This window comes from Hydrogenoanaerobacterium saccharovorans (genome assembly GCF_016901815.1).
Taxonomy (GTDB): Bacteria; Bacillota; Clostridia; order Oscillospirales; family Ruminococcaceae; genus Avimicrobium; species Avimicrobium caecorum.
The window spans coordinates 237,447-259,280 of record NZ_JACSNR010000002.1; the positions used below are offsets into that span (position 1 = coordinate 237,447).

The window sequence follows — 21,834 nt, forward strand, 5'->3', positions numbered from 1 at the left end:
ATCAGCCGATAAACTTGTACCCCACCGACCGGATGGTCTTGATATACCGGGGATTCTCCACATCGTCATGGAGCTTGGCCCGGAGGGTTTTGATATGCATATCCAGGGTGCGGGTCTCGCCCACAAAGTCAAAGCCCCAGATCTCCCCGAGCAGTTCGTCCCGGGGCACAACCCGGCTGCTGTTGGAGAGCAGGATGCGCAGCAGCTCATATTCCTTGAGGGTGAGATCCAGATGCCGTCCGCTCTGGGTGACCTCATGGTTATCCAGGTCGATGACCAGATCCCCGCCGGTGAGCCGGTGCTGCCGGTGTTCCGCCGGCTGACGCCGCAGCGCCGCCCGCACCCGGGCCGCCAGTTCCAGCAGGCCGAAGGGCTTGGTGATATAGTCCTCGGCGCCGAGATCCAGCCCCCGCACCTTATCCACCTCACTGGACTTGGCGGTCAGGAAGATCACCGGTACTTCCCGGGTCTGGGCACTCTCCTTCATGCGGCGCAGCGCCTCCATGCCGTCCATCTCCGGCATCATGATGTCCATCAGCACCAGGTCGGGCAGCTGCTGGCGCATCCGCTCCAGCATGGGCGCCGCCGATTCAAACACCTCTACCTCATAGCCGTAGGATTCCAGCGTACACCGCAGGATCTCCCGGATATTGTCGTCGTCTTCTGCCGCATAGATCCGACTGCTCATGTCATTCCTCCTCTTCCGCTCCGGCTGTCAGGCAATAGAGCCGGGTGATACCAGGGTCTTCCGGGTCGGCTTCCAGCCGCACTTCCCCATAGGCAGCCATCTGCCGGAGCCGTTCGGCTGTCTGCCGGACTGCCTCTTCCCCGCCGCTGATCCAGGCCATGAATCCGCCTTCCACCAGGGTGACCCCTTCTACACCGACCCCCTCAAAGGCCGCTGCGGTTTCCAGCAGGTCCCGGACCGGCAGGAAAAACAGGCTCTCCCCCACGGCGGCAGAATCCAGTTCCGCCGCCAGAAGATCCCGGGCAAAATCCGCGCTGCTGCCGTCCTCAAAGAGGCTCAGCGCCACCCGGTATTCCGGCAGGGCTGTGACTGTCGCCACCGCCCGGTTCCAGGCTGCCGATACCGACCAGGTCCCCGACAGGGCTGCCCCTGCCGCCACGACCCCCGCCAGCAGGCCCAGCGAAGCTGCCGTGGCTGCCAGCGCCTGGCGCACCGGACGCCGCTGGTCGGTTGTTTTTACCGGCTGGGGACGAAGGCTCTCCTGTACTGCCATGGCTTACTTTCCCAGCACATAGTCCGCAATGTCCGCGGGCTGTTCTGCCAGGAAACAGGCTCCGGCGGCGGTGAGCTCCTCCCGGCTGCCATAGCCGTAGAGCACGCCCACACAGTCGATGCCGAAGGCAGCCGCGCCCTCCACATCATGCCGGCGGTCACCCACCATCAGCACCTGTTCCGGCTTCGGCGAACCCACCGATGCCAGCACATATTCGATTACCGCTGCCTTTTTGGTGCGGGTATCGTCCAGCGATGCGCCGCCCACAAAGTCAAAGCACTCTGCCAGGCCGAACCGGTCGGCAATGGCCCGGGCGAACGGTTCCGGCTTGCTGGTGGCAACGCACAGCACCTTGCCGGCGTCCCGGAGCCGCAGCAGCGCCTCCTTCATGCCGGGATAGGGGATATTCTTCTCCACACCGATCCTGGCAAACAGTTCCCGGAAGTCCCGGACTGCCTGCCAGGCGTGTTCCTCGTCCATATCATAGAAATCCCGGAAGCCCTCTGCCAGCGGCGGTCCGATCATACGGCAGAGGTTCTGGTAGTTTTCCTCTTCAATGCCCTGACAGTGCAGCGCATGGCGCACGCAGGTGGTGATCCCTTCTGCGGGATCGGTGATGGTCCCGTCCAGGTCGAACAGGATATGGGTATAGGGTTTCATGGGGCTGTCACCTCATAATTTCAGAATCAGTTCATATTGCCGGTATGGTACATCAGCACCGACAAAGCTGCCATGGGTGCGGTTTCACACCGCAGGATACGGGGGCCCAGCGTCAGTGACGGGATTCCCATCGAAAGCGCCAGTTCCACCTCGCTCTCATCAAATCCGCCCTCGGCGCCGATGAGCAGGGAGGCCTCCCCTTCGATCCGGTCCAGCACCTCCCGCATGGGAGCCGTGCTGCGCTCATAGAACAGCATGGCGCCGGGACGGGCTGCCATCTCCTCTAAAGCCGGGCGCAGGTCCATCATCTCCCGCACCTGGGGAACGCGGCCCCGTCCGCTCTGCTTGGCGGCCTCGGCGGCAATGCGGGCAAGACGCACCCGCTTCTTCTCAAAGCTCTTGGGGTCGGGGCGGGACACGCACCGCCGGGTGAGCACCGGTATGATCTCCCCCACGCCCAGTTCCACTGCCTTCTGGACGATAAGCTCCAGCTTTTCAGCCTTGGGCATCGCCATGTAGAGCCGTACATAGACACTGGGCTCGGTGCGGCAGGGATAGCTCTCCAGCACGGTGAGAAATACCTCCTGGGGTGTGACCAGATCCAGCACACAGTCAAAATCGGTGCCCTGCCCGTCCGAGAGGGTCAGACGCTCGCCGGGCTGCATCCGCAGGCTCCGGGCGATATGGGCAGCGTCCTCCCCGGTGATGACCGCCTTGCCGCCCGCTATGGCGTCACAGAAAAACCGCGGCATACTGTCACTTCTCCTTTGCGCATTCCAGGGCTACCCAGCCGGCGGATTCCCGGCGGCGCAGCACTGCAAAGCCGTTCTGAGCCAGAGCGGCCTGGACATCGGCCTCCCGCTCGTCAATGATGCCCGAGGTGATGAGCACAGCGTCCTCTGCCATGAAGCGGCCCACATTGGGCAGCAGCTGGATGATCACATCGGCAACAATGTTGGCGCAGACAATGTCATAGACGCCCTCCACCTTCTGCACCAGGTCGCCGCAGATGAACTGTACCCGGTCATCGGTGTGGTTGATGGCGCTGTTCTCCTCTGCCACCCGTACTGCTGTGGGATCGATCTCCACGCCCACAGCCCTGTCACAGCCCAGCAGCACCGACGAAATCGCCAGAATACCGCTGCCGCTGCCCACATCCAGCACCTGCTTGCCCGGGGCGCAGTGCTCCTCCAGGAATTCCAGGCAGAGCCGGGTGGTGTCATGACTGCCGGTACCGAAAGCCATACCCGGGTCCAGGGTGATGATGACCTCTTCAGGCTGCTTTTCATACTCCTCCCAGGACGGGCAGACCACCAGGCGATTGCCCAGCTTCTGGGGGTGATAATACTGCTTCCAGGCAGTGGCCCACTCCTCCTGCTTCACCGCTGTGGTGGAGATGGAATTGGCAATGCCGGCGGCAGTGTACTTCTCCCGCAGGAAGGCAATGGCTTCGGCGGGGTTATCGTCCGGGCTGATGTAGATGTGAATCAGCGCCTTGGTCACGTCCTTCTGGAGCAGCTCCTCATCGATCAGGTCGATATGGGCAATTTTCGGCGCTTCGGTGCGCAGATCGGAATAATCCTCGATATAGATGCCATAGGGCACTACCATCTGGGCGATGGCAGCTGCTTCGTCCACCTGATCGGCAGAAATTTCAATATTGATCTCAGTCCAGTCCATAATGAACCTCCCAGCTTACAGAACTTTTACAAAAACTATAGATAGTATTATCATAGCAAAAAAACAGAAAGTTCACAAGTATTGGCTTGATTTGCAAAGAGCGCCCATGATAGAATTAGGTATAACTAACCAAGGAGGGAACCTGTATGAAACGACTGATCCTGGCATGGCTCTGCTGCGTGATGCTGGCAGGCTGTACCAATGCAAACCCCGACTCCATCTCCGAAGGGGAAGTCCATCTCGGCGAAGTGCTGGACCAGACCGGACACAGCTTTTCCTATGTGGCCTCCGGTTCGGAACTGACTACCGGTCTGTATACCGATGGCGAAGGGTGGTTCCTCACCTCGGTCCGGACAGTGAAGGGACAGCAGGACCCGGTGATCACCGACCAGCCCATGCGGCAGGCTGAAACCGGCAGTGACGGGATTCAGCTGTGGTACGGGGTGTATGGTTCGCCGGAGGAGCCCTGGCTGGCCCTGCAGCTGACCGAGACAGAACCCACCTGCCGTTCCCTGGGTGTTTCGGGAGAGGAGCGCTCCCTGGAACTGACCAACTCCCTCGGAGAGCCGGTGGAGTGGATGACCGAACCCCTGGAGGGTCTGCTGGACAGCGAAAACCGCCTGACTGTAACCCTGGCTGATGTCGATCTCAAGCAGGGTCTTCAGCCAAAATCCCCCTACTGTGAGATCCCGCTGGATCTCACCGAGGCGCTGGCAGAACTGGAATAGCATCTTCACAGGCAGCTTTGGGGCTGCCTGTTTTTTGCCTTGACACTGTATCAATACAGTGATACACTAAAATCAGGAAACACCAGAAAAAGGAGGGCCAAACGATGAAAAAACTCAAACAGGGATTGCTGCTCGCCGTTTTGCTTCTGCTGGGAGCCTATGTGACGATTCCGCTGATCAAACAGGAGATACAGCATCAGCACACTCAAAAGCTCAATGAGCTGTATAAGAGTACCGGCTATGATTACCTCCGCACTGAAATAGCCGGTTCTGAGGGAAACGACATGATCATCGGCATCTATGAAGATGGTGATGGTTATAGCATTGCAACCGCCTGCCTGCCGGATCAGGGCGAAGGCGAACTTCTCTATACACCCATGTACCCTGCTGAAACCGGAGCGGAAAGTGTACGGCTCTGGTACGGGATCTGCGGCAATGCGCAGGAGCCGCAGCTGCTGCTCTATCTGGATGAAGATGATCCGCTCTGTCGCTCCATAGAACTGGATGGAGCTGATCACCGCTCCATGTCCTATATACAGGATATTTTCGTAGATACCATGCTGACCGATCTCAATGGCCTGGTGGACAATGAAAATCGCCTGACTGTATCCCTCTTTGCGGCAGAGGGAGTGGATTTTGAGATTAAACCCGGATTCAATATGGTGGAAAATATGGCTCCGGATGTGCTCACTGCTTCTGAAGAACTGAATAAAAACAAACAGCTCTATCTCCAGTTTTCCATCGACCTGACCGAAGCCCTGGCCCGGACCGGCTGGTGACTGCACACAGGAGGAGGCAATACAGATGAGCAAATTCAAACAAGCCCTGATGCTCTCGGTGATGGTCTTTCTGGGCGCCTTTATAATCCTTTCCATGGTCAAGGATCAGATGCGGCAGGAGCGGCAGATCCAGCACTACCGTCAGCTGGACAGCCTGCTGGAGAGCACCGGCCTGGACTACATCGAAGACTTCAATCCCTTTGCTGAAACCACCGATATGCGCATCGGGCTCTATGCCGACGGGGAGGGCTATGGCATCGTCACGGCCTGCCTTGCCCCGGAGGAGATCACCGGCGGCGAAGTGCTGCGCAGCGCCATGTACCCGGTGGACACCGGTGATGAAACCGTACAGGCCTGGTACGGCATCTGCGGCACCGAGGCAGAGCCCCAGCTTCTGCTCCTGCTGGACGAGGACAATCCCGATTTCCGGGATCTGGATCTGGTGGGAAACGGAAACACCGGACGGATGCATACAAATGGATCGCTGCAGAGGACTCTGACCAGTCTCAGCAAGATGCTGGGCGGTGAAAACCGCATCGAAGTGACACTCTATACCGCGGAAGTGCAGGAGACAGAAACTGAAATCGGGTTCGGCTTCAACGATACCATCCGGAAGAACGCCGAGAATGCCCTGGCCACCGCTGAGCAGATCGAAGCTACCCGGGAGCCCTACCTCTCCTTTACCATCGATCTGAACGAAGCTCTTGAACAGATGGACTGGTAAAACCGCTCCGAAGCAAAACAAAACCCCTCCGGACAATCTCTGTCCGGAGGGGTTTTTCATGCTGAGCAAAGCACTCAGTCAAACATATCCTTGAGCTTATCAAAGAAGCCCTTGCGCTTTTCGAAGTTCTTATCGCTGGAGAGCTTATCGAACTCCTTAAGCAATTCCTTCTGCTTGCTCGAGAGGTTCTTGGGCACTTCGATGCTCACCTTGACATACTGGTCGCCCCGACCGCCGCCGTTGACATAGCTCACGCCCTTGTTCCGCAGACGGAATACAGTACCCGACTGGGTGCCTTCCGGCACGGTATAGCTGACCTTGCCGTCCACAGTGGGAACGGTGATCTCATCGCCCAGCACGGCCTGGGTATAGGTGATGGGCACTTCGCACCAGATGTTGAAGCCGTCACGCTCAAACAGCGGATCAGGCCGGACAGTGACAGTGACTGCCACATCACCGGCAGGACCATTGTTGATGCCATGGTCGCCCTGACCCCGTACCAGGAAGGTCTGACCGTCGTCGATACCGGCGGGGATATTGATATCCAGCTTCCGGGTGACACGGACACGGCCCTTGCCGCCGCACTTCTTGCAGGGGTTCTTGATGATCTTGCCCTTACCGCCGCAGTGCGGACAGGTGCGGACTGTCTGCATGACGCCAAAGGGAGTACGCTGCTGTACTGTTACCTGACCGCTGCCATGACAGTCGGGACAGGTTTCCACAGCCGAACCCTTTTCGGCGCCGGTGCCGCCGCAGTCGGAGCAGACTTCCAGACGCTTGATGGTGATGGTCTTCTGGCAGCCCTTGACCGCTTCCATAAAGGACAGCGGAATGGTGATCTCCACATTGGAGCCCTTGATGGGGGCATTGGGGTTCCGGGTACGGGTGCTTCCGCCGAACCCGCTGAATCCGCCGCCTCCGAAGAAGCTCTCGAAGATATCGCCGATGTCGTCAAAGCCGAAGCCCTGGGCACCACCGGCACCGCCATAGCCGCCGGCTCCTGCCGTGTAACTCGGGTCTACACCGGCAAAGCCGAACTGATCATACCGGCGGCGCTTTTCCGCGTTGGAAAGCACCTCGTATGCTTCACCGGCCTCCTTGAACTTGGCCTCGGCCTCCTTGTCCCCCGGGTTGAGATCCGGGTGATACTTCTTGGCCAGGGTGCGATATGCCTTCTTTATTTCATCATCGGTGGCCTGACGCGATACGCCAAGCACCTCATAGTAATCTCGTTTCTCAGCCAAACTCGTACTCCCCCTTCCAGGCTCCAGACCATCAGCTGTGCTGTCTGGTACTGCCTGAGATTCCGGCTTTGCCGCCGGATAAGCAGGTTATTATTATAGCACAGTTCCCGATGGTTTGCCAGCCCGGTTTTACTGCCACAACCCGCCAAAAGGGCAGGCGATTCACTCGCGCCGCCCTTTTGGACCTGGAACTGATTTACTTACTTGTTGCCGTTCTCGTCGACATCCTTGTAATCGGTGTCCACATAGTCAGCATTCTGACCAGCGCCAGCGTTGTCACCGGCAGCCGGACCCTGCTGGGCAGCCTGAGCCTCAGCAGCAGCCTTGTAGAGCTTCTCGCTGATCTCATAGAAGGCCTTCTGCAGCTCATCGAGCTTTGTCTTGATGGCCTCGGTATCAGTGCCCTGCATTGCAGTCTTCAGCTCAGCGATCTTGGCCTCAGCAGCAGCCTTGTCCGAAGCATCCAGCTTGTCGCCTGCATCGGCAATGGTCTTCTCAGCCTGATAGATCATCTGGTCAGCATTGTTGCGGGTATCCACATCTTCACGACGCTTCTTATCCTGCTCGGCATAAGCGGCAGCGTCCTTGACAGCCTTATCGATATCCTCCTTGGACATGTTCGACGAGGAGGTGATGGTGATGTGCTGCTCCTTGCCGGTACCCAGATCCTTGGCGGATACATTTACGATACCGTTGGCATCAATATCGAAGGTAACTTCGATCTGCGGCACACCTCTGCGGGCAGCAGGAATGCCATCCAGCTGGAAGCGGCCCAGAGTCTTGTTGTCGGCAGCCATCTCACGCTCGCCCTGCAGAACATGAATATCCACAGTGGTCTGGTTATCGGCAGCAGTGGAGAATACCTGGGACTTCTTGACCGGGATAGTGGTGTTGCGCTCGATGATCCGGGTGCATACGCCGCCCAGGGTTTCCAGACCCAGGGACAGAGGAGTTACATCCAGCAGCAGCAGGTCCTTGACCTCGCCAGCCAGTACACCGCCCTGAATGGCAGCGCCCATGGCAACACACTCATCGGGGTTGATGCCCTTGAAGGGGTCCTTGCCCATGTAGTTCTTGACAGCGTCAACAACGGCAGGGATACGGGTGGAACCGCCTACCAGCAGCACCTTGTCGATCTGGGAGGGCTGCAGGCCGGCATCGGACAGAGCCTGACGAACCGGGCCCATGGTAGCTTCTACCAGGTCAGCGGTCAGCTCATTGAACTTGGCACGGGTGATGGTGACATCCATGTGCTTGGGGCCGGTGGCATCGGCAGTGATGAAGGGCAGGTTGATGTTGGCAGTGGTCATGCCGGACAGCTCAATCTTGGCCTTCTCAGCAGCTTCCTTCAGACGCTGCATAGCCATACGGTCGCCGCGCAGGTCGATGCCGTTCTCATTCTTGAAGGTGTCAGCCAGGTAGTTGATGATGCGCTCATCGAAGTCATCGCCGCCCAGGTGGTTGTTACCGGCAGTAGCCAGTACCTGCTGGATGCCATCGCCCATCTCAATGATGGATACATCGAAGGTACCGCCGCCCAGGTCGTAAACCATGATCTTCTGGTCGTTTTCCTTATCAACGCCATAAGCCAGGGCAGCAGCGGTGGGCTCGTTGATGATACGGCGTACATTCAGGCCGGCGATCTTACCGGCATCCTTGGTGGCCTGACGCTGGGCATCGGTGAAGTAAGCCGGTACAGTGATAACGGCCTCGGAAACGCTCTCGCCCAGGTAGTTTTCAGCATCGCCCTTGAGCTTCTGCAGAATCATGGCAGAGATCTCCTGAGGGGTGTAGCTCTTGCCATCGATGGAAACCTTGTAGTCGGAACCCATGTGACGCTTGATGGAAATAACAGTACGGTCGGGGTTTGTAACAGCCTGACGCTTTGCGACCTGACCTACCATACGCTCACCGGTCTTGGAAAAAGCGACAACCGACGGTGTGGTACGGGCACCTTCAGCGTTGGCGATTACCACAGGCTCGCCGCCTTCCATAACGGATACACAGGAGTTGGTAGTACCCAGGTCGATACCAATGATCTTAGACATAATTCATTCCTCCAAATCTTTTTCGTATAAGTCTATATGAATAAGGGAATTGACTCTTTTAGTTGGCCACCTTGACCATGGCATACCGGAGAACCCGGTCTCCCATGCGGTAACCCTTCTGGAACACTTCGGCGATGCAGTTCTCTCCAGCCGATTCATCATCGGTATGGGCTACTGCCGCGTGGAGCTGGGGATCAAAGGGATCGCCCACCTCTCCGAAGGCTTCCACGCCCTGCTTTTCCAGCAGTTCATCAAAGGCCTTGCGGATCAGCTCCATGCCCTTCTTGAAGTCGGCATCGGAACAGGGAGCTGCCATTGCCCGCTCAAAGTTATCCAGCACCGGCAGCATGCTTGCCAGCGTACTGGCCTTGGCTTCGGGGTAAATTGCCTCTTTTTCCTTGGCTGTGCGCTTGCGGTAGTTGTCATACTCCGCCAGGGTGCGCAGGTACCGGTCATTGAGTTCCGAAAGCTGTGCCTGGAGTTTTTCCTCCGCAGTGGGCTCCGGTGCCGGGGCTGCTGCTTCTGTTTCCGGTACAGCTTCGGTTTCGGGAGTTTCCGGCACTTTGTCCTTCAGCTCCTCGTCCATGGGCTCGGTGTTCTTGCTCGCATCTTTGCTCAAATCCATCTGCCTCCTTCACGGCTCTGCCGCTATTCCTCAAATATCTCGGTGAGAAGTTCTCCCACCAGCCGGGCAAAGTATTCCGTTTCGGCTACCATGGCGGCGTAATCCATCCGGATCGGGCCGATGATGCCGATGGAACCGGTGCTCCGGTTTCCAATGGCAAAGGGGGTAATCACTGCCGAGCTGTTCCGCAGCTCTTCGCACTGATTTTCCTTGCCGATAAAGATCGTCGTCTGTTCGGGGCTGGCCCGCTGGATCAGCTTCTGCACATTCCGGCTCTCCCAGATATAGGGGAGCAGCCGGTCGGCGTCCCGGGCAAGTTCCGGATAGCTGAGCAGCTTGATGCCGCCTTCCATATAATACTGTCCGCCGTAGATCTCCGCACAGAGATTGAAGATCGCCGCGAACAGCGGGGTGAAGATCCGGGAATATTCTCCCAGTTCCATGGTCACGCTGCCCATATACTGCAGCGAGATCTCCCGCAGCGTCCGGCCGGCCAGTTTGCCGGCACAGTAGGCCTTGAGGAACTCCACTACCTCCCCGGTGACCCGGAAGTTGGTCCGGCATACCCGGCTGCGGATCACACCGTTGGAGGTCATCACCATGATGACCACGGCATGTTCGCCCGAGGGAATGATCTCCACCTGCCGTACCGTTACGGTATCGGGGGTATGGGTGGAGGTGAAGGCCGCACAGCCTGTGATCTCCGAGAGCGCCTTGGCGGCGTCCTGGAGCAGCTTGTCGGGATCGGGGTCCCGGATATTGAACATGGCTTCGATGCTGTCCCGGAGCTTTCCGCTCACCGGCTTGACCTGCATCAGCTCATCCACAAATACCCGATAGCCCAGATGGGACGGTACCCGTCCGGCTGAGGTATGGGGCTGTTCCAGCAGTCCCAGGTCAAACAGGGCCGCCATGTCGTTTCGGATCGTAGCGGGGGAGTAGGCACTGTCCAGATACAGTGCAACCACCTTGGAACCGACCGGCTCACCGGTCTTGGTGTAAAGATCCGCAATGATCGAAAGCACCCGGCGTTTTCGTTCGTCCAGTTCCATTGTTACCGCCTCCTTTTGGTTTTAGCACTCATTTACCTCGAGTGCCAACATCTATAATGTATCACTCACCCCGGAGAATGTCAAGGGGTTTCACAATTTGTTTACAAAAATTCTGGCGCTCTGATAGTATAAGTGCCAATCCAGGACTTTATGCAGCCGGAACCTTCTTCAGAGCAAAAGAAAAAGAGGCTCCGGAACAGATCCGGAACCTCTTTTTGAAGCGAACAAATTCGGGTAAGCGAGAGCTTACTTGAGCTCAACCTTAGCGCCAGCCTCTTCGAGCTGCTTCTTGATCTCCTCAGCGTCAGCCTTGGAAGCGCCTTCCTTGATGGTCTTGGGAGCCTCGTCAACCAGAGCCTTAGCCTCCTTCAGGCCCAGGCCGGTGATCTCCTTCACCAGCTTGATAACGCCCATCTTGGAAGCGCCAGCGTCAGCCAGAACAACGTCGAACTCGGTCTTCTCCTCAGCGGCAGCGGCAGCGGGGCCAGCAGCAACCATAACAGGAGCAGCAGCGGATACGCCGAACTCTTCCTCGATAGCCTTAACCAGCTCGTTGAGCTCGAGGACGGTCAGAGTCTTGATTTCTTCTACAAACTTTGTGATCTTCTCAGAAGCCATTGTAGTTTACCTCCTAAAATAAATAGATTGATTCGGTATGAAAATGATGGTTATGCGATTTCCTGCTCGCCCTTCTCGGCGATAGCATTCAGTGCAACAGCCAGGCCACGGATGTTTCCGTTCAGGACGCTGCACAGCTGAGCCAGCAGCTGATCCTTGCTCGGCAGCTTGGCAATCGCCTCGATGCCAGCCTTGTCAAAGATCTTGCCCTCTACCATACCAGCCTTGAGGCTGAAGTTAGCCTTGGCATCCTCAGCATAGTCGTTGAGGATCTTGGCGGCAGATACGGGATCGGTATCGCTGATAGCCACGGCGGTGGTACCCTCGAAGTACTCGTTGAGTCCCTCGTAACCAGCCTCCTTGGCAGCCAGACGCAGCATAGTGTTCTTGGCTACGAAGTAATCAACGCCAGCTTCACGCAGCTGCTTACGCAGCTTGGTATCGTCCTCTACGGAAATACCCTTATAGTCAACAACGACGCAGGTAACGGCGCTGTCCAGCTTAGCCTTGAGCTGATCTACGATTTCCTTCTTGGCCTGAATTGTTCTCTCGTTCGGCAATTCGTTCACCTCCCAATAAAAGTGGATACAAAAAGCTCCTCCCAGCGCCGCTGGAAGGAGCAAAATACATCAGAAAAGATCCATTTCGCATCAGTCTTCCTCGGCAGGTGGGCCAAAGCCCTTTATGTTATAAAACACCTGCTGTCTTAAGAAACATGACAGCTTTATTATTATATAAGAGAAATCCCGCTCTGTCAAGGGTTTTCTCGGCAGAAATCAGACTTTTTATTCAAAAAAGCTGGTAAATTCCCCAAGTTCCTTCCGGGTGAGCTTTGGCAGCTCATAGGAGGGGTCCGGCTTGCCCACACACAGCACCATGATGGGGGTCTCCCCTTCGGGACGGCCCAGCAGTTCCCGCAGGAAGGTGGGCGGCGCCGGCGTATAGGTCAGGGAAGCATAGCCGGCATTGCGCAGCGCGTTGATGAGCAGCCCCGTCGCCAGACAGGCCGACTCGGTGACATAGTAGTTCTTGTCCCGGGTGCCGTCCTCCTTCTGGCTCCACCACTCCTTGAAGATGACGATCAGGCAGGGGGCTTCGGTGAGGAAGGGCTTCTCCACCGCCAGAGTGAGCTTTGCCAGATCCGCCCGCCATTCGTCGGTGATGTGCTCAGCATAGAACTCCCGCTCTACCGCCTCGCTGCCCTCCCGGATGCGCTGTTTCATCTCCGGGTCGGTGACCACGCAGAAGTGCCAGGGCTGTTTGTTGGCGCCGCTGGGAGCGGTGCTGGCGGTGAGCAGACAGGTCTCCAGAACAGCACGGTCCACCGGTTCCGGCAGGAATTTGCGGTAGCTTCTTCGGAGCTGGCTCTCAGCCAGCAGCGTTTCAGGGGATAGGGGCATGACATTCTCCTCCAATCACACGCGTTAAATTGATAAACCCCATGTTACCAGACCGGAGACAGCTTGTCAACACTTTATCCATTAAAATCGCTAAAATATTTTCTTTTCGTACAAAGCGAACTCCTGTCCGCCGTGACCGGTTTCGGTACCGGTGCGCGCAAAGCCCAGCTTTTCGTAGAAATGGCAGTCCCGTTTGTCTGCCGCCGGGGTCTTGAGCCGCCATGTGGCCTCCGGGTACCGCCTGAGCAGCTCCCCCAGGGCCTGCTGTCCGATGCCCTCCCCCTGATGGCCTGCCTCCACAAAGGCGCCCTCCAGCCAGAGGCAGTCAGGCTGCGGGAACAGGAGCAGTCCGCCCACTGTCCTGCCGTCCAGCAGAATGCACCAGCACTCCTGCTCTGCCAGGCAGTCCCCGAGGAACTCCCGGCTGCGCTTCCACCGGGGGCCTTTCCCCGACACAGTGCTCCCGGCAAAGGCAGAATTTGCCGCTTCAAACAGGCAGTCCAGATCCTCCGGCACTGCCCGGCGCAGTTCGATCATCGCTCATTCCTCCCATCGGTCAGAGGGGATTTTCCTCCCCTTTGAGCTCATCATAACAGGCAGGCGGGGCAATGTCAAACCCGTCCGGCTGTGCCCGGAAGCCAGGCCCCCACAGACGCAAAAAAGGACTGCCGAAGCAGTCCTTTTTGTGTTCCGTTAAGCAGGGATCTTAGTTGTTCTCAGCGGGAGCAACAGCGGCATAACGGCCGGGGTTGATCTTGATGCCAGGGCCCATGGTGGTGGCAATTACGCAGGAACGGATATACTGACCCTTGGCAGCGGCGGGCTTAGCACGCACGATGGCAGTCATCAGGGTCTCGAAGTTCTCCTGGAGCTTCTCGGCACCGAAGGAAGCCTTGCCGATGGGGCAGTGAATGATGTTGGTCTTGTCCAGACGGTACTCGATCTTACCAGCCTTAGCCTCGGTTACGGCACGGGCAACATCAGGAGTAACGGTACCAGCCTTGGGGTTGGGCATCAGGCCGCGAGGACCGAGCACCTTACCAAGACGGCCGACAATACCCATCATGTCAGGGGTAGCAATAACAACGTCGAAGTCCATCCAGTTCTCGTTCTGGATCTTCTGCATCATATCCTCAGCGCCTACATAGTCAGCGCCGGCAGCCAGAGCCTTGTCTACATTCTCGCCCTTGCAGAATACGAGAGTGCGGACAGTCTTACCGGTACCGTTGGGCAGTACAACTGCGCCACGAACCTGCTGGTCAGCGTGACGGGAGTCAACGCCCAGACGGATATGAGCCTCAACGGTTTCATCAAACTTAGCCTTAGCAGTCTTTGTGCAGAGATCAATAGCCTCTGCGGTATCGTACAGCTTTGCGCTGTCAAACAGCTTGGAGCTGTCCTGGTACTTCTTACCGTGTTTCATTGAATGTATCCTCCTTAAGAGTGGTATATAGCGGAAATGTTCCTCCCACTCGGACAAATGGCCTCTTAGTCTACTACTTCAATACCCATGCTGCGGGCAGAACCGCAGATCATGCTGGTTGCAGTCTCGATGGTTGCAGCGTTCAGGTCGGGCATCTTCTGCTCAGCGATCTGTCTGGCCTGAGCCATGGTGATCTTACCAACCTTGGTCTTGTTCGGAACGCCGGAAGCCTTGTCCAGACCGGCAGCCTTCTTGATCAGAACAGCAGCCGGAGGGGTCTTGGTGATAAAGGTGAAGGAGCGGTCAGCGTAAACGGTGATGACAACCGGAATGATCATACCGGCCTCATTCTTGGTACGCTCGTTGAACTCCTTGGTGAACGCCATGATGTTGACGCCGTGCTGACCCAGAGCGGGGCCGACCGGCGGTGCAGGAGTTGCCTTTCCTGCCGGGATCTGAAGCTTGATGAAGCCTACTACTTTCTGTGCCATTGTATTGCACCTCCATAAGATAAGTGGTAAATTTCGGGGAGAACCAAAGGGTGAAAAGCGGCTCCCCTCCCACAGGCAGCACCCTGCTGCCTTTGCGTATCAGCCGACCCGTACAACGAGGCCGTGGATCGGCTACCTCAAAGGAAATTAGTCCAGTGCGCGGACCTGACCGAGCTCCAGCTCGACCGGGACGTCCTTGCCCATCATGGACACAACAACCCGGACATAGTTCTTCTCGGGGTCCAGAGCTTCCACGGTTCCGATGAAACCATCCAGGTAACCGGATACCACGCTGACCGAATCACCCACAGCGAAGTTGACTTCCACCTTGCCGGTATCAACGCCAAGACGGGCTACTTCCTCATCGGTGAGCGGTACGGGCTTGGAACCCGGTCCCACGAAACCGGTCACACCCCGGATGTTGCGGACAACATACCAGGAGTCATCGGTCATGATCATCTTGACCAGGACATAGCTGGGGAAGAGCTTGCGTTCCACCTCACGCTTCTTATCGTCCTTGATCTCCACCACAGTTTCAGTGGGGACCCGGACTTCCTGGATCAGATCGTGGAGCTTGCGGTTTTCCACCGCGTTTTCAATGCTTGTCGCAACCTTGTTCTCATAGCCTGAGTAGGTGTGGACAACATACCATTTTGCAGTATCGGACATTACAGCACCCTCCTTGCCATCAGTTCACAGTGCGGACAAGTCTTGGTTTTAGAACTTTGTCGGAACGGAAGAAACAAGCTTACGCTCCCATGAAGAACAGCGATACCAGTTTGGTAATGACGAAGTCGAAGCCGCAGATGATGCAGGCGGAGATGATCAGAGCAATGATCACAATGCCGGTGTTGTTGAGCACCTGCTTTTTCTCCGGCCATACAACCTTCTTCAGCTCGCCGCGCATATCCTTGAAGTAGCGCTTGATCTTGGCGAGGAAACCGGTCTTGTTTTCGGCATTCGCAGCTTTAGCTGACATCTACTTCCCGCCTTTCGACTACTTGGACTCTCTGTGGAGAGTGTGCTTCCGGCAGAACTTGCAGTACTTCTTCATCTCAAGTCTGTCAGGATCGTTCTTCTTGTTCTTGGTTGTGTTGTAGTTGCGCTGCTTGCACTCTGTGCAGGCCAAGGTAATTTTAACCCTCATTTCGGCACCTCCTGATTAACGGAATTTGTTTGCCTCCCTCGTAAAGGAAACGGTCTCTGCTTATTTTTGGACATAAAAAAATAACCCTTTTAAGAGGTATTACAATAGTACCATATCCCCCGGTATTCCGTCAACTGTTTTTTTGCCCAAAAAACCGGTAAATATCGGCTTTTTTCCATGGAAAAGCGCCTCACCGGCCCCATAAAAAGAGGGAGCCCTGTACAGGGCTCCCTCCGTCTGTCCCACAGGCGGGGACAGATGATTTTTTACTCTGCTTCCACAGTGAGCAGCTCGGTCTCGATCTGATCAAACTCGTACCAGATCTTGTCGATGGAGCCGATCTTCAGGCCGTTGATGGAGTAGGTCACGCCGTTCTTGCGCACTTCCAGAGTGACGTCCTTACCCTTGAGGGCACGGGCTGCGCTGGACGGGAACCACGGCAGGCCGGTAGCGCTCATCTCGATGGTGTCGCCTTCCTCGGCTGCGGCGATCTCACGCTTTACCTTGGCCCACTTCTCGTTGCCGAAGTAGTCGCCGCCGTTGTCCTCACGGGGAGCACGGTTTACAACTACCTCTCCATCAACAGGAACATTTGCACCATTGACAGTGAGAGCCTTATCGGTACCATTTTCAACGGCAACATCTTCGCCTACAACCTTAACGGTGCCGTCCTTTGCTTTGGTTACTTCCACTGCGTCATAGTTGGTGGCATCGATTACATCACCGGTTCCACCAATGTGGAAAGCCTCTGTTTCGCCGTCGTTCTTCAGTTCAGCGATAACTTCAGCATTCTCGGTGTACTCATCGTTGTTCCAGCTCGCATCAGTGAACAGGCCGCCGGTTACATTGATACCGGTCTTGTTATCAGTACCAAGGCCATAGGTGCTGATTGCACCGTCGATCTTACCGTTCTCTACCTTCAGCTTTGCCTTTTCTGCAACGTTTGCTGTACCGGATCCATCACTGCCATACTCTACATCACCGACAATTTCACCGGTGGTATCGATCGTTACAGTGACGCCATCACCATATCCATTGCTGGGCCAGTAGTACACATCAAATGCCTTTTCTCCTGCCCGGGCATAGATACTGGTATTGCCAATGACATTGAGGCTGCCAAAGTTGTTGCTGACTACATACTGGCACTGAGGATCATTGCGGGCATCCAGGGTGACATTCTCCAGAGTCAGATCGCTGTAATTCTGGATCAGGATCTTCAGCTTCTCATAATTGCCTGCCATAACAGTACCATTGCGCATGGTGACATTGGAACCTCTCAGCAGCTGGAAGCCATTGGTTTCGGTTCCTGAAGAGCCAACAGTGCCTCCGGTAATTGTATAGGTATTGCCGCCAAAATCAATTGTAAAGTTCTTTCCGGATTCAACCTTTACTCCCGAACCATCAGTAGTCTCAAGAAGTTTAATTGTATCACCTTCACCTGCCTTGTTCACGGCTTCCTGTAAAGTATCATATCGGGTTCCATTCAGTTCAAACAAACCGGTATCATCCGCCAAGGCAACCGAAGCTGTGCCAATGGTCATGGCTGCTGCCAGAAGCATAGCAAGAAGTTTCTTCATGTTTCTCTCTCCTTTTATTTTTATAATTTCACGGAAATGAAATGCCTTCCCGGAATCCTTTCATTTCCTGTACTTATTGCAATTATACCCCCCCCCGGATGCAGGCGTCAATACCCGTCCGGGGTGTTTTCTGAAGTTTTTCCTTTCTCTCCCTGCAGCCTTTCTTCTCTTTTCCGGCGCTGTCTGTCCCATATTCCCGGAATTTTTTCGCCCCGGGGTTTGATTGCGCCGTTCAGTTATGCTATCATATATCTGATTGGACTATAATAGGATAGTACCGCCATTATTATAAATGGTATATCCCGGATCGTTAGCTCGTTCTGAATCGGAGGCATTTTGATTATGGAAAAACGCACAATCGGCATTCTGTTCGGCGGTGCCAGCAGTGAACATGATGTTTCACTGATGTCCGCCACCTCAGTGCTGGAAAATATCGACCGCGAAAAATACGATGTCATCATGGTGGGCATCACCCGGGACGGACGCTGGATGCGCTATACCGGCGATGTAAAGAAGCTCATCGACCACTCCTGGGAAGAGGACAGCGGCAACCTGCCCGCCTTCCTCTCCCCCGACCGTTCGGTGCACGGCCTGGTGACTGTCCGGGACGGTCAGATGGAGATCACCCGTCTGGACGCCGTATTCCCGGTGATGCACGGACGCTTTGCGGAGGACGGTTCCATGCAGGGCCTCTGCGACCTGGCAGGTATCCCCTGTGTGGGCCCCGGTGTCTGCTCCAGCGCCATCTGCATGGATAAGGAATACACCCACATCGTCCTGGATGCCGCCGGCATCAAGACCTCCGATTGGTTCTGTGTGCGCAAGGGCGAAGTTCCCTCGCTGCTCGACCTGGAGGTGAAGATCGCTGTCAAGCTGGGCGGTTTCCCGGTCTTTGTCAAGCCCTGCAACGCCGGTTCTTCGGTGGGCGTCTCCAAGGTCAAGACCTCGGACGACCTGGAAGAGGCCATGATGCTCGCCTTCCAGCATGACCAGAAGATCCTCATTGAGCGTGCCATGGTGGGCAAGGAAGTGGAAGTGGCTGTGATGGGCAACGACTCCCCCGAGGCTTCGGTGCATGTGGGCGAGATCGTTCCCAAGCTGGAATTCTACGACTACAACTCCAAGTACTATGACGATACCGCTGACCTCTATCTGCCGGCCCGCATCTCCGATGAGGAGACCCAGCTGATCCGTCAGACCGCGGTAAAGGCATTCAAGGCCCTGGGCTGCCGGGGTCTGGCCCGGGTGGACTTCTTCCTGCTGCCCGATGGCAGCTGTGTGCTCAATGAGCCCAACACCCTGCCCGGCTTTACCAAGATCAGCATGTATCCCAAGCTGTTCATCGACTCGGGTCTGAGCTATCCCGAGATCATCGACCGGCTCATCACTCTGGCGATTGAAGCCCAGTAATGGGCGGAAAGGGGGCTTTTCCATGGATCAGCGACCCATCGGCGTCTTTGATTCCGGCGTGGGCGGGCTCTCGGTGGTGCGGGAGCTGTGCCGTCTGCTCCCCGGCGAGGACATCGTCTACTTCGGCGATGTGGGCCGGGTTCCCTACGGCACCCGCAGCCGGGAGGTCATCTACCGCTATGCGTCCGAGGACCTGCGCTTCCTCCGGGACCGGAATGTGAAGCTCATCATCGCCGCCTGCGGCACTGCCAGCTCGGTGATCGATTCCGCCCTCACCGACCGGCTGCCCATGCCCTATACCGGCGTCATCGAACCCACCGCCCGGGCGGCAGCCGCTGCCACCCGCAATAAAAAGGTGGGCATCATCGGCACCGACGCCACCATCCGCAGCGGCTCCTTTGTACGGGCACTCCATGCCATCGACCCCGCCATCGAAACGGTGGGTCAGGGCTGTGCCCTGCTGGTGCCGCTGGTGGAAAACGGCTACATCGACTTTGAAAACAAGGTCACCCGCCTGGTGCTGGAGGATTATCTCCGACCCATCCGGGAATCGGGGGCGGACACCCTGATCCTGGGCTGCACCCATTTCCCGCTGCTGGCGCCCATCATCGGTGACATGCTGGGAGAAGGGGTCACCCTCATCGACTCAGGCGCCGCCACCGCCGGCTATATCCGGGAACTGCTCCGGCAGACCGGCCTGGAGAATCCCCGTACCGAAGGCGGCGTGCAGCGGTACTACATCTCGGAGCACACCGAGACCTTTGCCCGTACCGCCGAACTCTTCCTGGGGCATGGCATCACCGCCGAATACGCGGTGGCGGAACTGCCGCTGGAAGCGGAGGAACAGGCATGACCCCCCGCCGGGCTGTGGTGGAACTGGAGCTCATCAGCCGGATCGACCAGGACGGCGACTGTACCGAGACCCGGACCTTTGCCCGGGGAGAACTGACCCGTCTGCGGGACAGTGTCACCCTGGCCTACCGGGAACCGGACGGAGACAGCCGGACCCAGATCCGGCTCTCGGAAAACGGACAAGCCCTGATCCACCGCACCGGAGAATTTTCCGGACGCATCCCGGTCTGTCCCGGGGAATGGGCAGAGTTTCTCTATCACACTCCCTACGGCGACCTGGAACTGGCCTGTGAAGGGCTGGAACTGCTGCTCCGGGAAGAAAACACCGCCGGACAGCTGGTACTGCGTTACCGCATCGGCACACCGGACGGCGATATTATCAGTGAAAATCACATCACCATCATATATAAGGAGAGTGCAAATTAAATGACAGCAAATCGGATCGCAGACGCTCAGAAGCAGCTCGATACCCTGATCCGCGCCGCCTATGCCAAGGCGTTCCCGGGCAAGGAGATGCGGGACTTCATCATTGAGATCCCCAAGGATACCTCCCACGGAGATTTTGCCTCCAATGCCGCCATGGTCAACGCCAAAAATGCCGGCAAGGCTCCCCGGGACATTGCCGCCGCCCTGCTGGAGGCCATGGACTTCACCGGCAGCTACTTTGTTGCCGCTGAAACTGCCGGCCCCGGCTTTATGAACTTCCGCCTGGGTCAGAACTGGTTCTCGGACTCTGTACAGAGTGTCCTGGACTGCGGCGCTGACTACGGCCGTTCGGATTACGGCCACGGCGAAAAGGTGATGGTGGAGTTCGTTTCCGCCAACCCCACCGGCCCGATGCACATGGGCAATGCCCGCGGCGGCGCCATCGGTGACTGCCTGGCTTCGGCTCTGGACTTTGCAGGCTATGAGGTCTGCCGGGAGTTCTACATCAACGACGCCGGCAATCAGATCGTCAAGTTCGGCAAGTCGCTGGAAGCCCGCTACCTGCAGCTCTACCTGGGCGAGGACGCTGTGGAGTTCCCCGAGGACGGCTATCAGGGCGAGGACATCAAGGTCCGTGCCAAGGAATTTGCCGACCTGCATGGCGACAAGTATGTGAACGCCCCGTCTGAGGAGCGCACCCAGGCTCTCATCGACTATGCCCTGCCCGCCAATGTGGAAGGCCTGCGCCGGGACCTGGAGAAGTACCGCATCCAGTATGATGTATGGTTCTCGGAGAAGAGCCTGCATGAGAGCGGCGCTGTCATGGATGTGGTAAAGCTGCTCTCCGACCGTGGCATGACCTATGAGAAGGACGGCGCTGTCTGGTACAAGGCCACCGAGTTCGGCGCAGAAAAGGACGAGGTCCTGGTGCGTGCCAACGGCATTCCCACCTACTTCACCGCCGATATTGCCTACCATTACAACAAGTTCGCTGTCCGTGGCTTTGACCGTGTCATCGATGTCTGGGGCGCTGACCACCATGGTCATGTGGCCCGTATGAAGGGTTCGATGGATGCCATCGGTCTGGACGGCAGCAAGCTGGATGTGGTACTGATGCAGCTGGTACGCCTGATGAAGGACGGTCAGCCCTTCAAGATGAGCAAGCGGACCGGCAAGGCCATCACCCTCACCGACCTGCTGGAGGAGATTCCCATCGATGCCGCCCGCTTCTTCTTCAATATGCGGGAACCCAACTCCACCCTGGACTTCGACCTCGACCTGGCTGTGGAAGAGACCAGCCAGAACCCGGTTTACTATGTTCAGTATGCCCACGCCCGGATCTGCAGCATTCTCAAGAACCTGGCTGCCGAGGGAATTTCGCCCCGTCCGGTCACTGCCGCTGAACTGGATCTGCTCACCACCAGCGAGGAAAAGGAACTGATCCGCAAGCTGGCTACCCTGCCTGAGGAGATCATCGGCGCTGCCAAGAACTATGACCCCGCCCGTCTGACCCACTATGTCATCGACACCGCTACCCTCTTCCACAAGTTCTACAACGCCTGCCGTGTCAAGGGCGAGGAAGAGCCGCTGATGCAGGCCCGTCTGGCCCTGTGCATGGCTACCCGCATTGTCATCGAAAATGTTCTGGGACTGCTGAAGATCACTGCCCCGGAATCCATGTAAACCCACTGTTTCTGTCTTACGGAAAG

Annotated in this window: 26 protein-coding genes and 1 other annotated feature; of the genes, 7 read left to right on the forward strand and 19 right to left on the reverse strand. The window is 57.0% G+C overall.

What is annotated here, in order from left to right:
- Nucleotide 1: 1 nt before the first annotated feature.
- From H9X81_RS03445 to prmA, 5 genes are read right to left on the reverse strand one after another with little or no spacing between them, the layout of a single operon-like run.
- Nucleotides 2-688, reverse strand: a complete 687-nt coding sequence (locus H9X81_RS03445) for a response regulator transcription factor (protein ID WP_177504108.1) — start codon at nucleotides 686-688, stop codon at nucleotides 2-4.
- A 1-nt stretch (nucleotide 689) separates the two neighbouring features.
- Nucleotides 690-1,241, reverse strand: a complete 552-nt coding sequence (locus tag H9X81_RS03450) for a hypothetical protein (RefSeq protein ID WP_204719842.1) — start codon at nucleotides 1,239-1,241, stop codon at nucleotides 690-692.
- A gap of 3 nt (nucleotides 1,242-1,244) precedes the next feature.
- Nucleotides 1,245-1,901, reverse strand: coding sequence for an HAD hydrolase-like protein (locus H9X81_RS03455; RefSeq protein ID WP_204719844.1), 657 nt, complete (start codon nucleotides 1,899-1,901; stop codon nucleotides 1,245-1,247).
- Nucleotides 1,902-1,927: 26 nt separating this feature from the next.
- Entirely contained in the window at nucleotides 1,928-2,653 is a 726-nt protein-coding gene (locus H9X81_RS03460) for a 16S rRNA (uracil(1498)-N(3))-methyltransferase (protein ID WP_204719846.1), read from the reverse strand.
- A 4-nt stretch (nucleotides 2,654-2,657) separates the two neighbouring features.
- A complete protein-coding gene (gene prmA / locus H9X81_RS03465; RefSeq protein ID WP_204719848.1) occupies nucleotides 2,658-3,581 on the reverse strand; it encodes a 50S ribosomal protein L11 methyltransferase in 924 nt (307 codons plus the stop codon).
- Between the two features lie 146 nt (nucleotides 3,582-3,727).
- On the opposite strand from prmA, the gene H9X81_RS03470 reads away from it, so the two are divergent.
- From H9X81_RS03470 to H9X81_RS03480, 3 genes are all read left to right on the forward strand, one after another.
- Nucleotides 3,728-4,309 (forward strand): hypothetical protein, encoded by a 582-nt coding sequence (locus H9X81_RS03470; RefSeq protein ID WP_204719850.1) that lies wholly within the window; start codon nucleotides 3,728-3,730, stop codon nucleotides 4,307-4,309.
- A gap of 104 nt (nucleotides 4,310-4,413) precedes the next feature.
- Nucleotides 4,414-5,088 (forward strand): hypothetical protein, encoded by a 675-nt coding sequence (locus tag H9X81_RS03475; protein ID WP_204719852.1) that lies wholly within the window; start codon nucleotides 4,414-4,416, stop codon nucleotides 5,086-5,088.
- Between the two features lie 25 nt (nucleotides 5,089-5,113).
- Nucleotides 5,114-5,812: a hypothetical protein gene (locus H9X81_RS03480; protein ID WP_204719854.1), complete on the forward strand. Its 699-nt coding sequence runs from the start codon at nucleotides 5,114-5,116 to the stop codon at nucleotides 5,810-5,812.
- Between the two features lie 74 nt (nucleotides 5,813-5,886).
- On the opposite strand, the gene dnaJ is transcribed toward H9X81_RS03480, so the two are convergent.
- The 14 genes from dnaJ to H9X81_RS03550 form a co-directional block, all read right to left on the reverse strand.
- Nucleotides 5,887-7,056 (reverse strand): molecular chaperone DnaJ, encoded by a 1,170-nt coding sequence (dnaJ, locus tag H9X81_RS03485; protein ID WP_204719856.1) that lies wholly within the window; start codon nucleotides 7,054-7,056, stop codon nucleotides 5,887-5,889.
- 200 nt (nucleotides 7,057-7,256) lie between these two features.
- Nucleotides 7,257-9,104, reverse strand: a complete 1,848-nt coding sequence (dnaK, locus tag H9X81_RS03490; protein WP_177504249.1) for a molecular chaperone DnaK — start codon at nucleotides 9,102-9,104, stop codon at nucleotides 7,257-7,259.
- Nucleotides 9,105-9,162: 58 nt separating this feature from the next.
- Complete coding sequence (gene grpE, locus H9X81_RS03495) at nucleotides 9,163-9,723, reverse strand: nucleotide exchange factor GrpE (RefSeq protein WP_243423972.1); 561 nt, start codon at nucleotides 9,721-9,723, stop codon at nucleotides 9,163-9,165.
- A 29-nt stretch (nucleotides 9,724-9,752) separates the two neighbouring features.
- Nucleotides 9,753-10,781, reverse strand: a complete 1,029-nt coding sequence (gene hrcA, locus H9X81_RS03500; RefSeq protein WP_204719861.1) for a heat-inducible transcriptional repressor HrcA — start codon at nucleotides 10,779-10,781, stop codon at nucleotides 9,753-9,755.
- A gap of 246 nt (nucleotides 10,782-11,027) precedes the next feature.
- The gene (gene rplL, locus H9X81_RS03505; protein ID WP_177504255.1) at nucleotides 11,028-11,399 is read right to left on the reverse strand and encodes a 50S ribosomal protein L7/L12; all 372 of its coding nucleotides are present in this window, start codon (nucleotides 11,397-11,399) and stop codon (nucleotides 11,028-11,030) included.
- A gap of 50 nt (nucleotides 11,400-11,449) precedes the next feature.
- Nucleotides 11,450-11,968: a 50S ribosomal protein L10 gene (rplJ, locus tag H9X81_RS03510; RefSeq protein WP_345941520.1), complete on the reverse strand. Its 519-nt coding sequence runs from the start codon at nucleotides 11,966-11,968 to the stop codon at nucleotides 11,450-11,452.
- A gap of 10 nt (nucleotides 11,969-11,978) precedes the next feature.
- Nucleotides 11,979-12,128 (reverse strand) — a sequence feature (ribosomal protein L10 leader region).
- Between the two features lie 56 nt (nucleotides 12,129-12,184).
- A complete protein-coding gene (locus H9X81_RS03515) occupies nucleotides 12,185-12,799 on the reverse strand; it encodes a nitroreductase family protein (RefSeq protein ID WP_177504259.1) in 615 nt (204 codons plus the stop codon).
- A gap of 90 nt (nucleotides 12,800-12,889) precedes the next feature.
- A complete protein-coding gene (locus H9X81_RS03520) occupies nucleotides 12,890-13,336 on the reverse strand; it encodes a GNAT family N-acetyltransferase (protein ID WP_204719863.1) in 447 nt (148 codons plus the stop codon).
- 169 nt (nucleotides 13,337-13,505) lie between these two features.
- On the reverse strand, nucleotides 13,506-14,222 hold the full coding sequence (gene rplA, locus H9X81_RS03525; protein WP_177504265.1) for a 50S ribosomal protein L1: 717 nt from the start codon (nucleotides 14,220-14,222) through the stop codon (nucleotides 13,506-13,508).
- A 65-nt stretch (nucleotides 14,223-14,287) separates the two neighbouring features.
- Nucleotides 14,288-14,713, reverse strand: a complete 426-nt coding sequence (gene rplK, locus H9X81_RS03530) for a 50S ribosomal protein L11 (RefSeq protein ID WP_177504267.1) — start codon at nucleotides 14,711-14,713, stop codon at nucleotides 14,288-14,290.
- Between the two features lie 147 nt (nucleotides 14,714-14,860).
- A complete protein-coding gene (nusG, locus tag H9X81_RS03535) occupies nucleotides 14,861-15,382 on the reverse strand; it encodes a transcription termination/antitermination protein NusG (protein ID WP_177504269.1) in 522 nt (173 codons plus the stop codon).
- A 79-nt stretch (nucleotides 15,383-15,461) separates the two neighbouring features.
- A complete protein-coding gene (gene secE, locus H9X81_RS03540) occupies nucleotides 15,462-15,692 on the reverse strand; it encodes a preprotein translocase subunit SecE (protein WP_177504271.1) in 231 nt (76 codons plus the stop codon).
- An 18-nt stretch (nucleotides 15,693-15,710) separates the two neighbouring features.
- Nucleotides 15,711-15,860 (reverse strand): 50S ribosomal protein L33, encoded by a 150-nt coding sequence (rpmG, locus tag H9X81_RS03545; RefSeq protein ID WP_177504274.1) that lies wholly within the window; start codon nucleotides 15,858-15,860, stop codon nucleotides 15,711-15,713.
- Between the two features lie 266 nt (nucleotides 15,861-16,126).
- Nucleotides 16,127-17,437, reverse strand: coding sequence for a hypothetical protein (locus H9X81_RS03550; RefSeq protein ID WP_204719865.1), 1,311 nt, complete (start codon nucleotides 17,435-17,437; stop codon nucleotides 16,127-16,129).
- Between the two features lie 342 nt (nucleotides 17,438-17,779).
- On the opposite strand from H9X81_RS03550, the gene H9X81_RS03555 reads away from it, so the two are divergent.
- Genes H9X81_RS03555 through argS form a run of 4 tightly spaced genes read left to right on the forward strand, consistent with a single transcriptional unit; the run spans nucleotide 17,780 to nucleotide 21,808 of the window.
- Nucleotides 17,780-18,847, forward strand: coding sequence for a D-alanine--D-alanine ligase family protein (locus tag H9X81_RS03555; protein ID WP_191392171.1), 1,068 nt, complete (start codon nucleotides 17,780-17,782; stop codon nucleotides 18,845-18,847).
- A gap of 22 nt (nucleotides 18,848-18,869) precedes the next feature.
- A complete protein-coding gene (gene murI, locus H9X81_RS03560) occupies nucleotides 18,870-19,700 on the forward strand; it encodes a glutamate racemase (protein WP_204719867.1) in 831 nt (276 codons plus the stop codon).
- The gene (locus H9X81_RS03565) at nucleotides 19,697-20,125 is read left to right on the forward strand and encodes a DUF1934 domain-containing protein (protein WP_204719869.1); all 429 of its coding nucleotides are present in this window, start codon (nucleotides 19,697-19,699) and stop codon (nucleotides 20,123-20,125) included. Before murI ends, H9X81_RS03565 begins: the two co-directional genes overlap by 4 nt.
- A complete protein-coding gene (gene argS / locus H9X81_RS03570; RefSeq protein ID WP_191392168.1) occupies nucleotides 20,126-21,808 on the forward strand; it encodes an arginine--tRNA ligase in 1,683 nt (560 codons plus the stop codon).
- The last annotated feature ends 26 nt before the right edge of the window (nucleotides 21,809-21,834 follow it).

What these genes read in the sequence shown, in the direction of transcription:
- prmA (WP_204719848.1), bottom strand. Translation starts at nt 3,581, where the DNA reads ATGGACTGGACTGAGATCAATATTGAAATTTCTGCCGATCAGGTGGAC.
- H9X81_RS03565 (WP_204719869.1), top strand. Translation starts at nt 19,697, where the DNA reads ATGACCCCCCGCCGGGCTGTGGTGGAACTGGAGCTCATCAGCCGGATC.
- H9X81_RS03455 (WP_204719844.1), bottom strand. Translation starts at nt 1,901, where the DNA reads ATGAAACCCTATACCCATATCCTGTTCGACCTGGACGGGACCATCACC.
- H9X81_RS03555 (WP_191392171.1), top strand. Translation starts at nt 17,780, where the DNA reads ATGGAAAAACGCACAATCGGCATTCTGTTCGGCGGTGCCAGCAGTGAA.
- H9X81_RS03470 (WP_204719850.1), top strand. Translation starts at nt 3,728, where the DNA reads ATGAAACGACTGATCCTGGCATGGCTCTGCTGCGTGATGCTGGCAGGC.
- secE (WP_177504271.1), bottom strand. Translation starts at nt 15,692, where the DNA reads ATGTCAGCTAAAGCTGCGAATGCCGAAAACAAGACCGGTTTCCTCGCC.
- H9X81_RS03515 (WP_177504259.1), bottom strand. Translation starts at nt 12,799, where the DNA reads ATGCCCCTATCCCCTGAAACGCTGCTGGCTGAGAGCCAGCTCCGAAGA.
- murI (WP_204719867.1), top strand. Translation starts at nt 18,870, where the DNA reads ATGGATCAGCGACCCATCGGCGTCTTTGATTCCGGCGTGGGCGGGCTC.
- H9X81_RS03460 (WP_204719846.1), bottom strand. Translation starts at nt 2,653, where the DNA reads ATGCCGCGGTTTTTCTGTGACGCCATAGCGGGCGGCAAGGCGGTCATC.
- H9X81_RS03480 (WP_204719854.1), top strand. Translation starts at nt 5,114, where the DNA reads ATGAGCAAATTCAAACAAGCCCTGATGCTCTCGGTGATGGTCTTTCTG.
- rplL (WP_177504255.1), bottom strand. Translation starts at nt 11,399, where the DNA reads ATGGCTTCTGAGAAGATCACAAAGTTTGTAGAAGAAATCAAGACTCTG.
- argS (WP_191392168.1), top strand. Translation starts at nt 20,126, where the DNA reads ATGACAGCAAATCGGATCGCAGACGCTCAGAAGCAGCTCGATACCCTG.
- rplA (WP_177504265.1), bottom strand. Translation starts at nt 14,222, where the DNA reads ATGAAACACGGTAAGAAGTACCAGGACAGCTCCAAGCTGTTTGACAGC.
- dnaK (WP_177504249.1), bottom strand. Translation starts at nt 9,104, where the DNA reads ATGTCTAAGATCATTGGTATCGACCTGGGTACTACCAACTCCTGTGTA.
- rplK (WP_177504267.1), bottom strand. Translation starts at nt 14,713, where the DNA reads ATGGCACAGAAAGTAGTAGGCTTCATCAAGCTTCAGATCCCGGCAGGA.
- H9X81_RS03520 (WP_204719863.1), bottom strand. Translation starts at nt 13,336, where the DNA reads ATGATCGAACTGCGCCGGGCAGTGCCGGAGGATCTGGACTGCCTGTTT.
- rpmG (WP_177504274.1), bottom strand. Translation starts at nt 15,860, where the DNA reads ATGAGGGTTAAAATTACCTTGGCCTGCACAGAGTGCAAGCAGCGCAAC.
- H9X81_RS03450 (WP_204719842.1), bottom strand. Translation starts at nt 1,241, where the DNA reads ATGGCAGTACAGGAGAGCCTTCGTCCCCAGCCGGTAAAAACAACCGAC.
- H9X81_RS03475 (WP_204719852.1), top strand. Translation starts at nt 4,414, where the DNA reads ATGAAAAAACTCAAACAGGGATTGCTGCTCGCCGTTTTGCTTCTGCTG.
- hrcA (WP_204719861.1), bottom strand. Translation starts at nt 10,781, where the DNA reads ATGGAACTGGACGAACGAAAACGCCGGGTGCTTTCGATCATTGCGGAT.
- H9X81_RS03445 (WP_177504108.1), bottom strand. Translation starts at nt 688, where the DNA reads ATGAGCAGTCGGATCTATGCGGCAGAAGACGACGACAATATCCGGGAG.
- H9X81_RS03550 (WP_204719865.1), bottom strand. Translation starts at nt 17,437, where the DNA reads ATGAAGAAACTTCTTGCTATGCTTCTGGCAGCAGCCATGACCATTGGC.
- nusG (WP_177504269.1), bottom strand. Translation starts at nt 15,382, where the DNA reads ATGTCCGATACTGCAAAATGGTATGTTGTCCACACCTACTCAGGCTAT.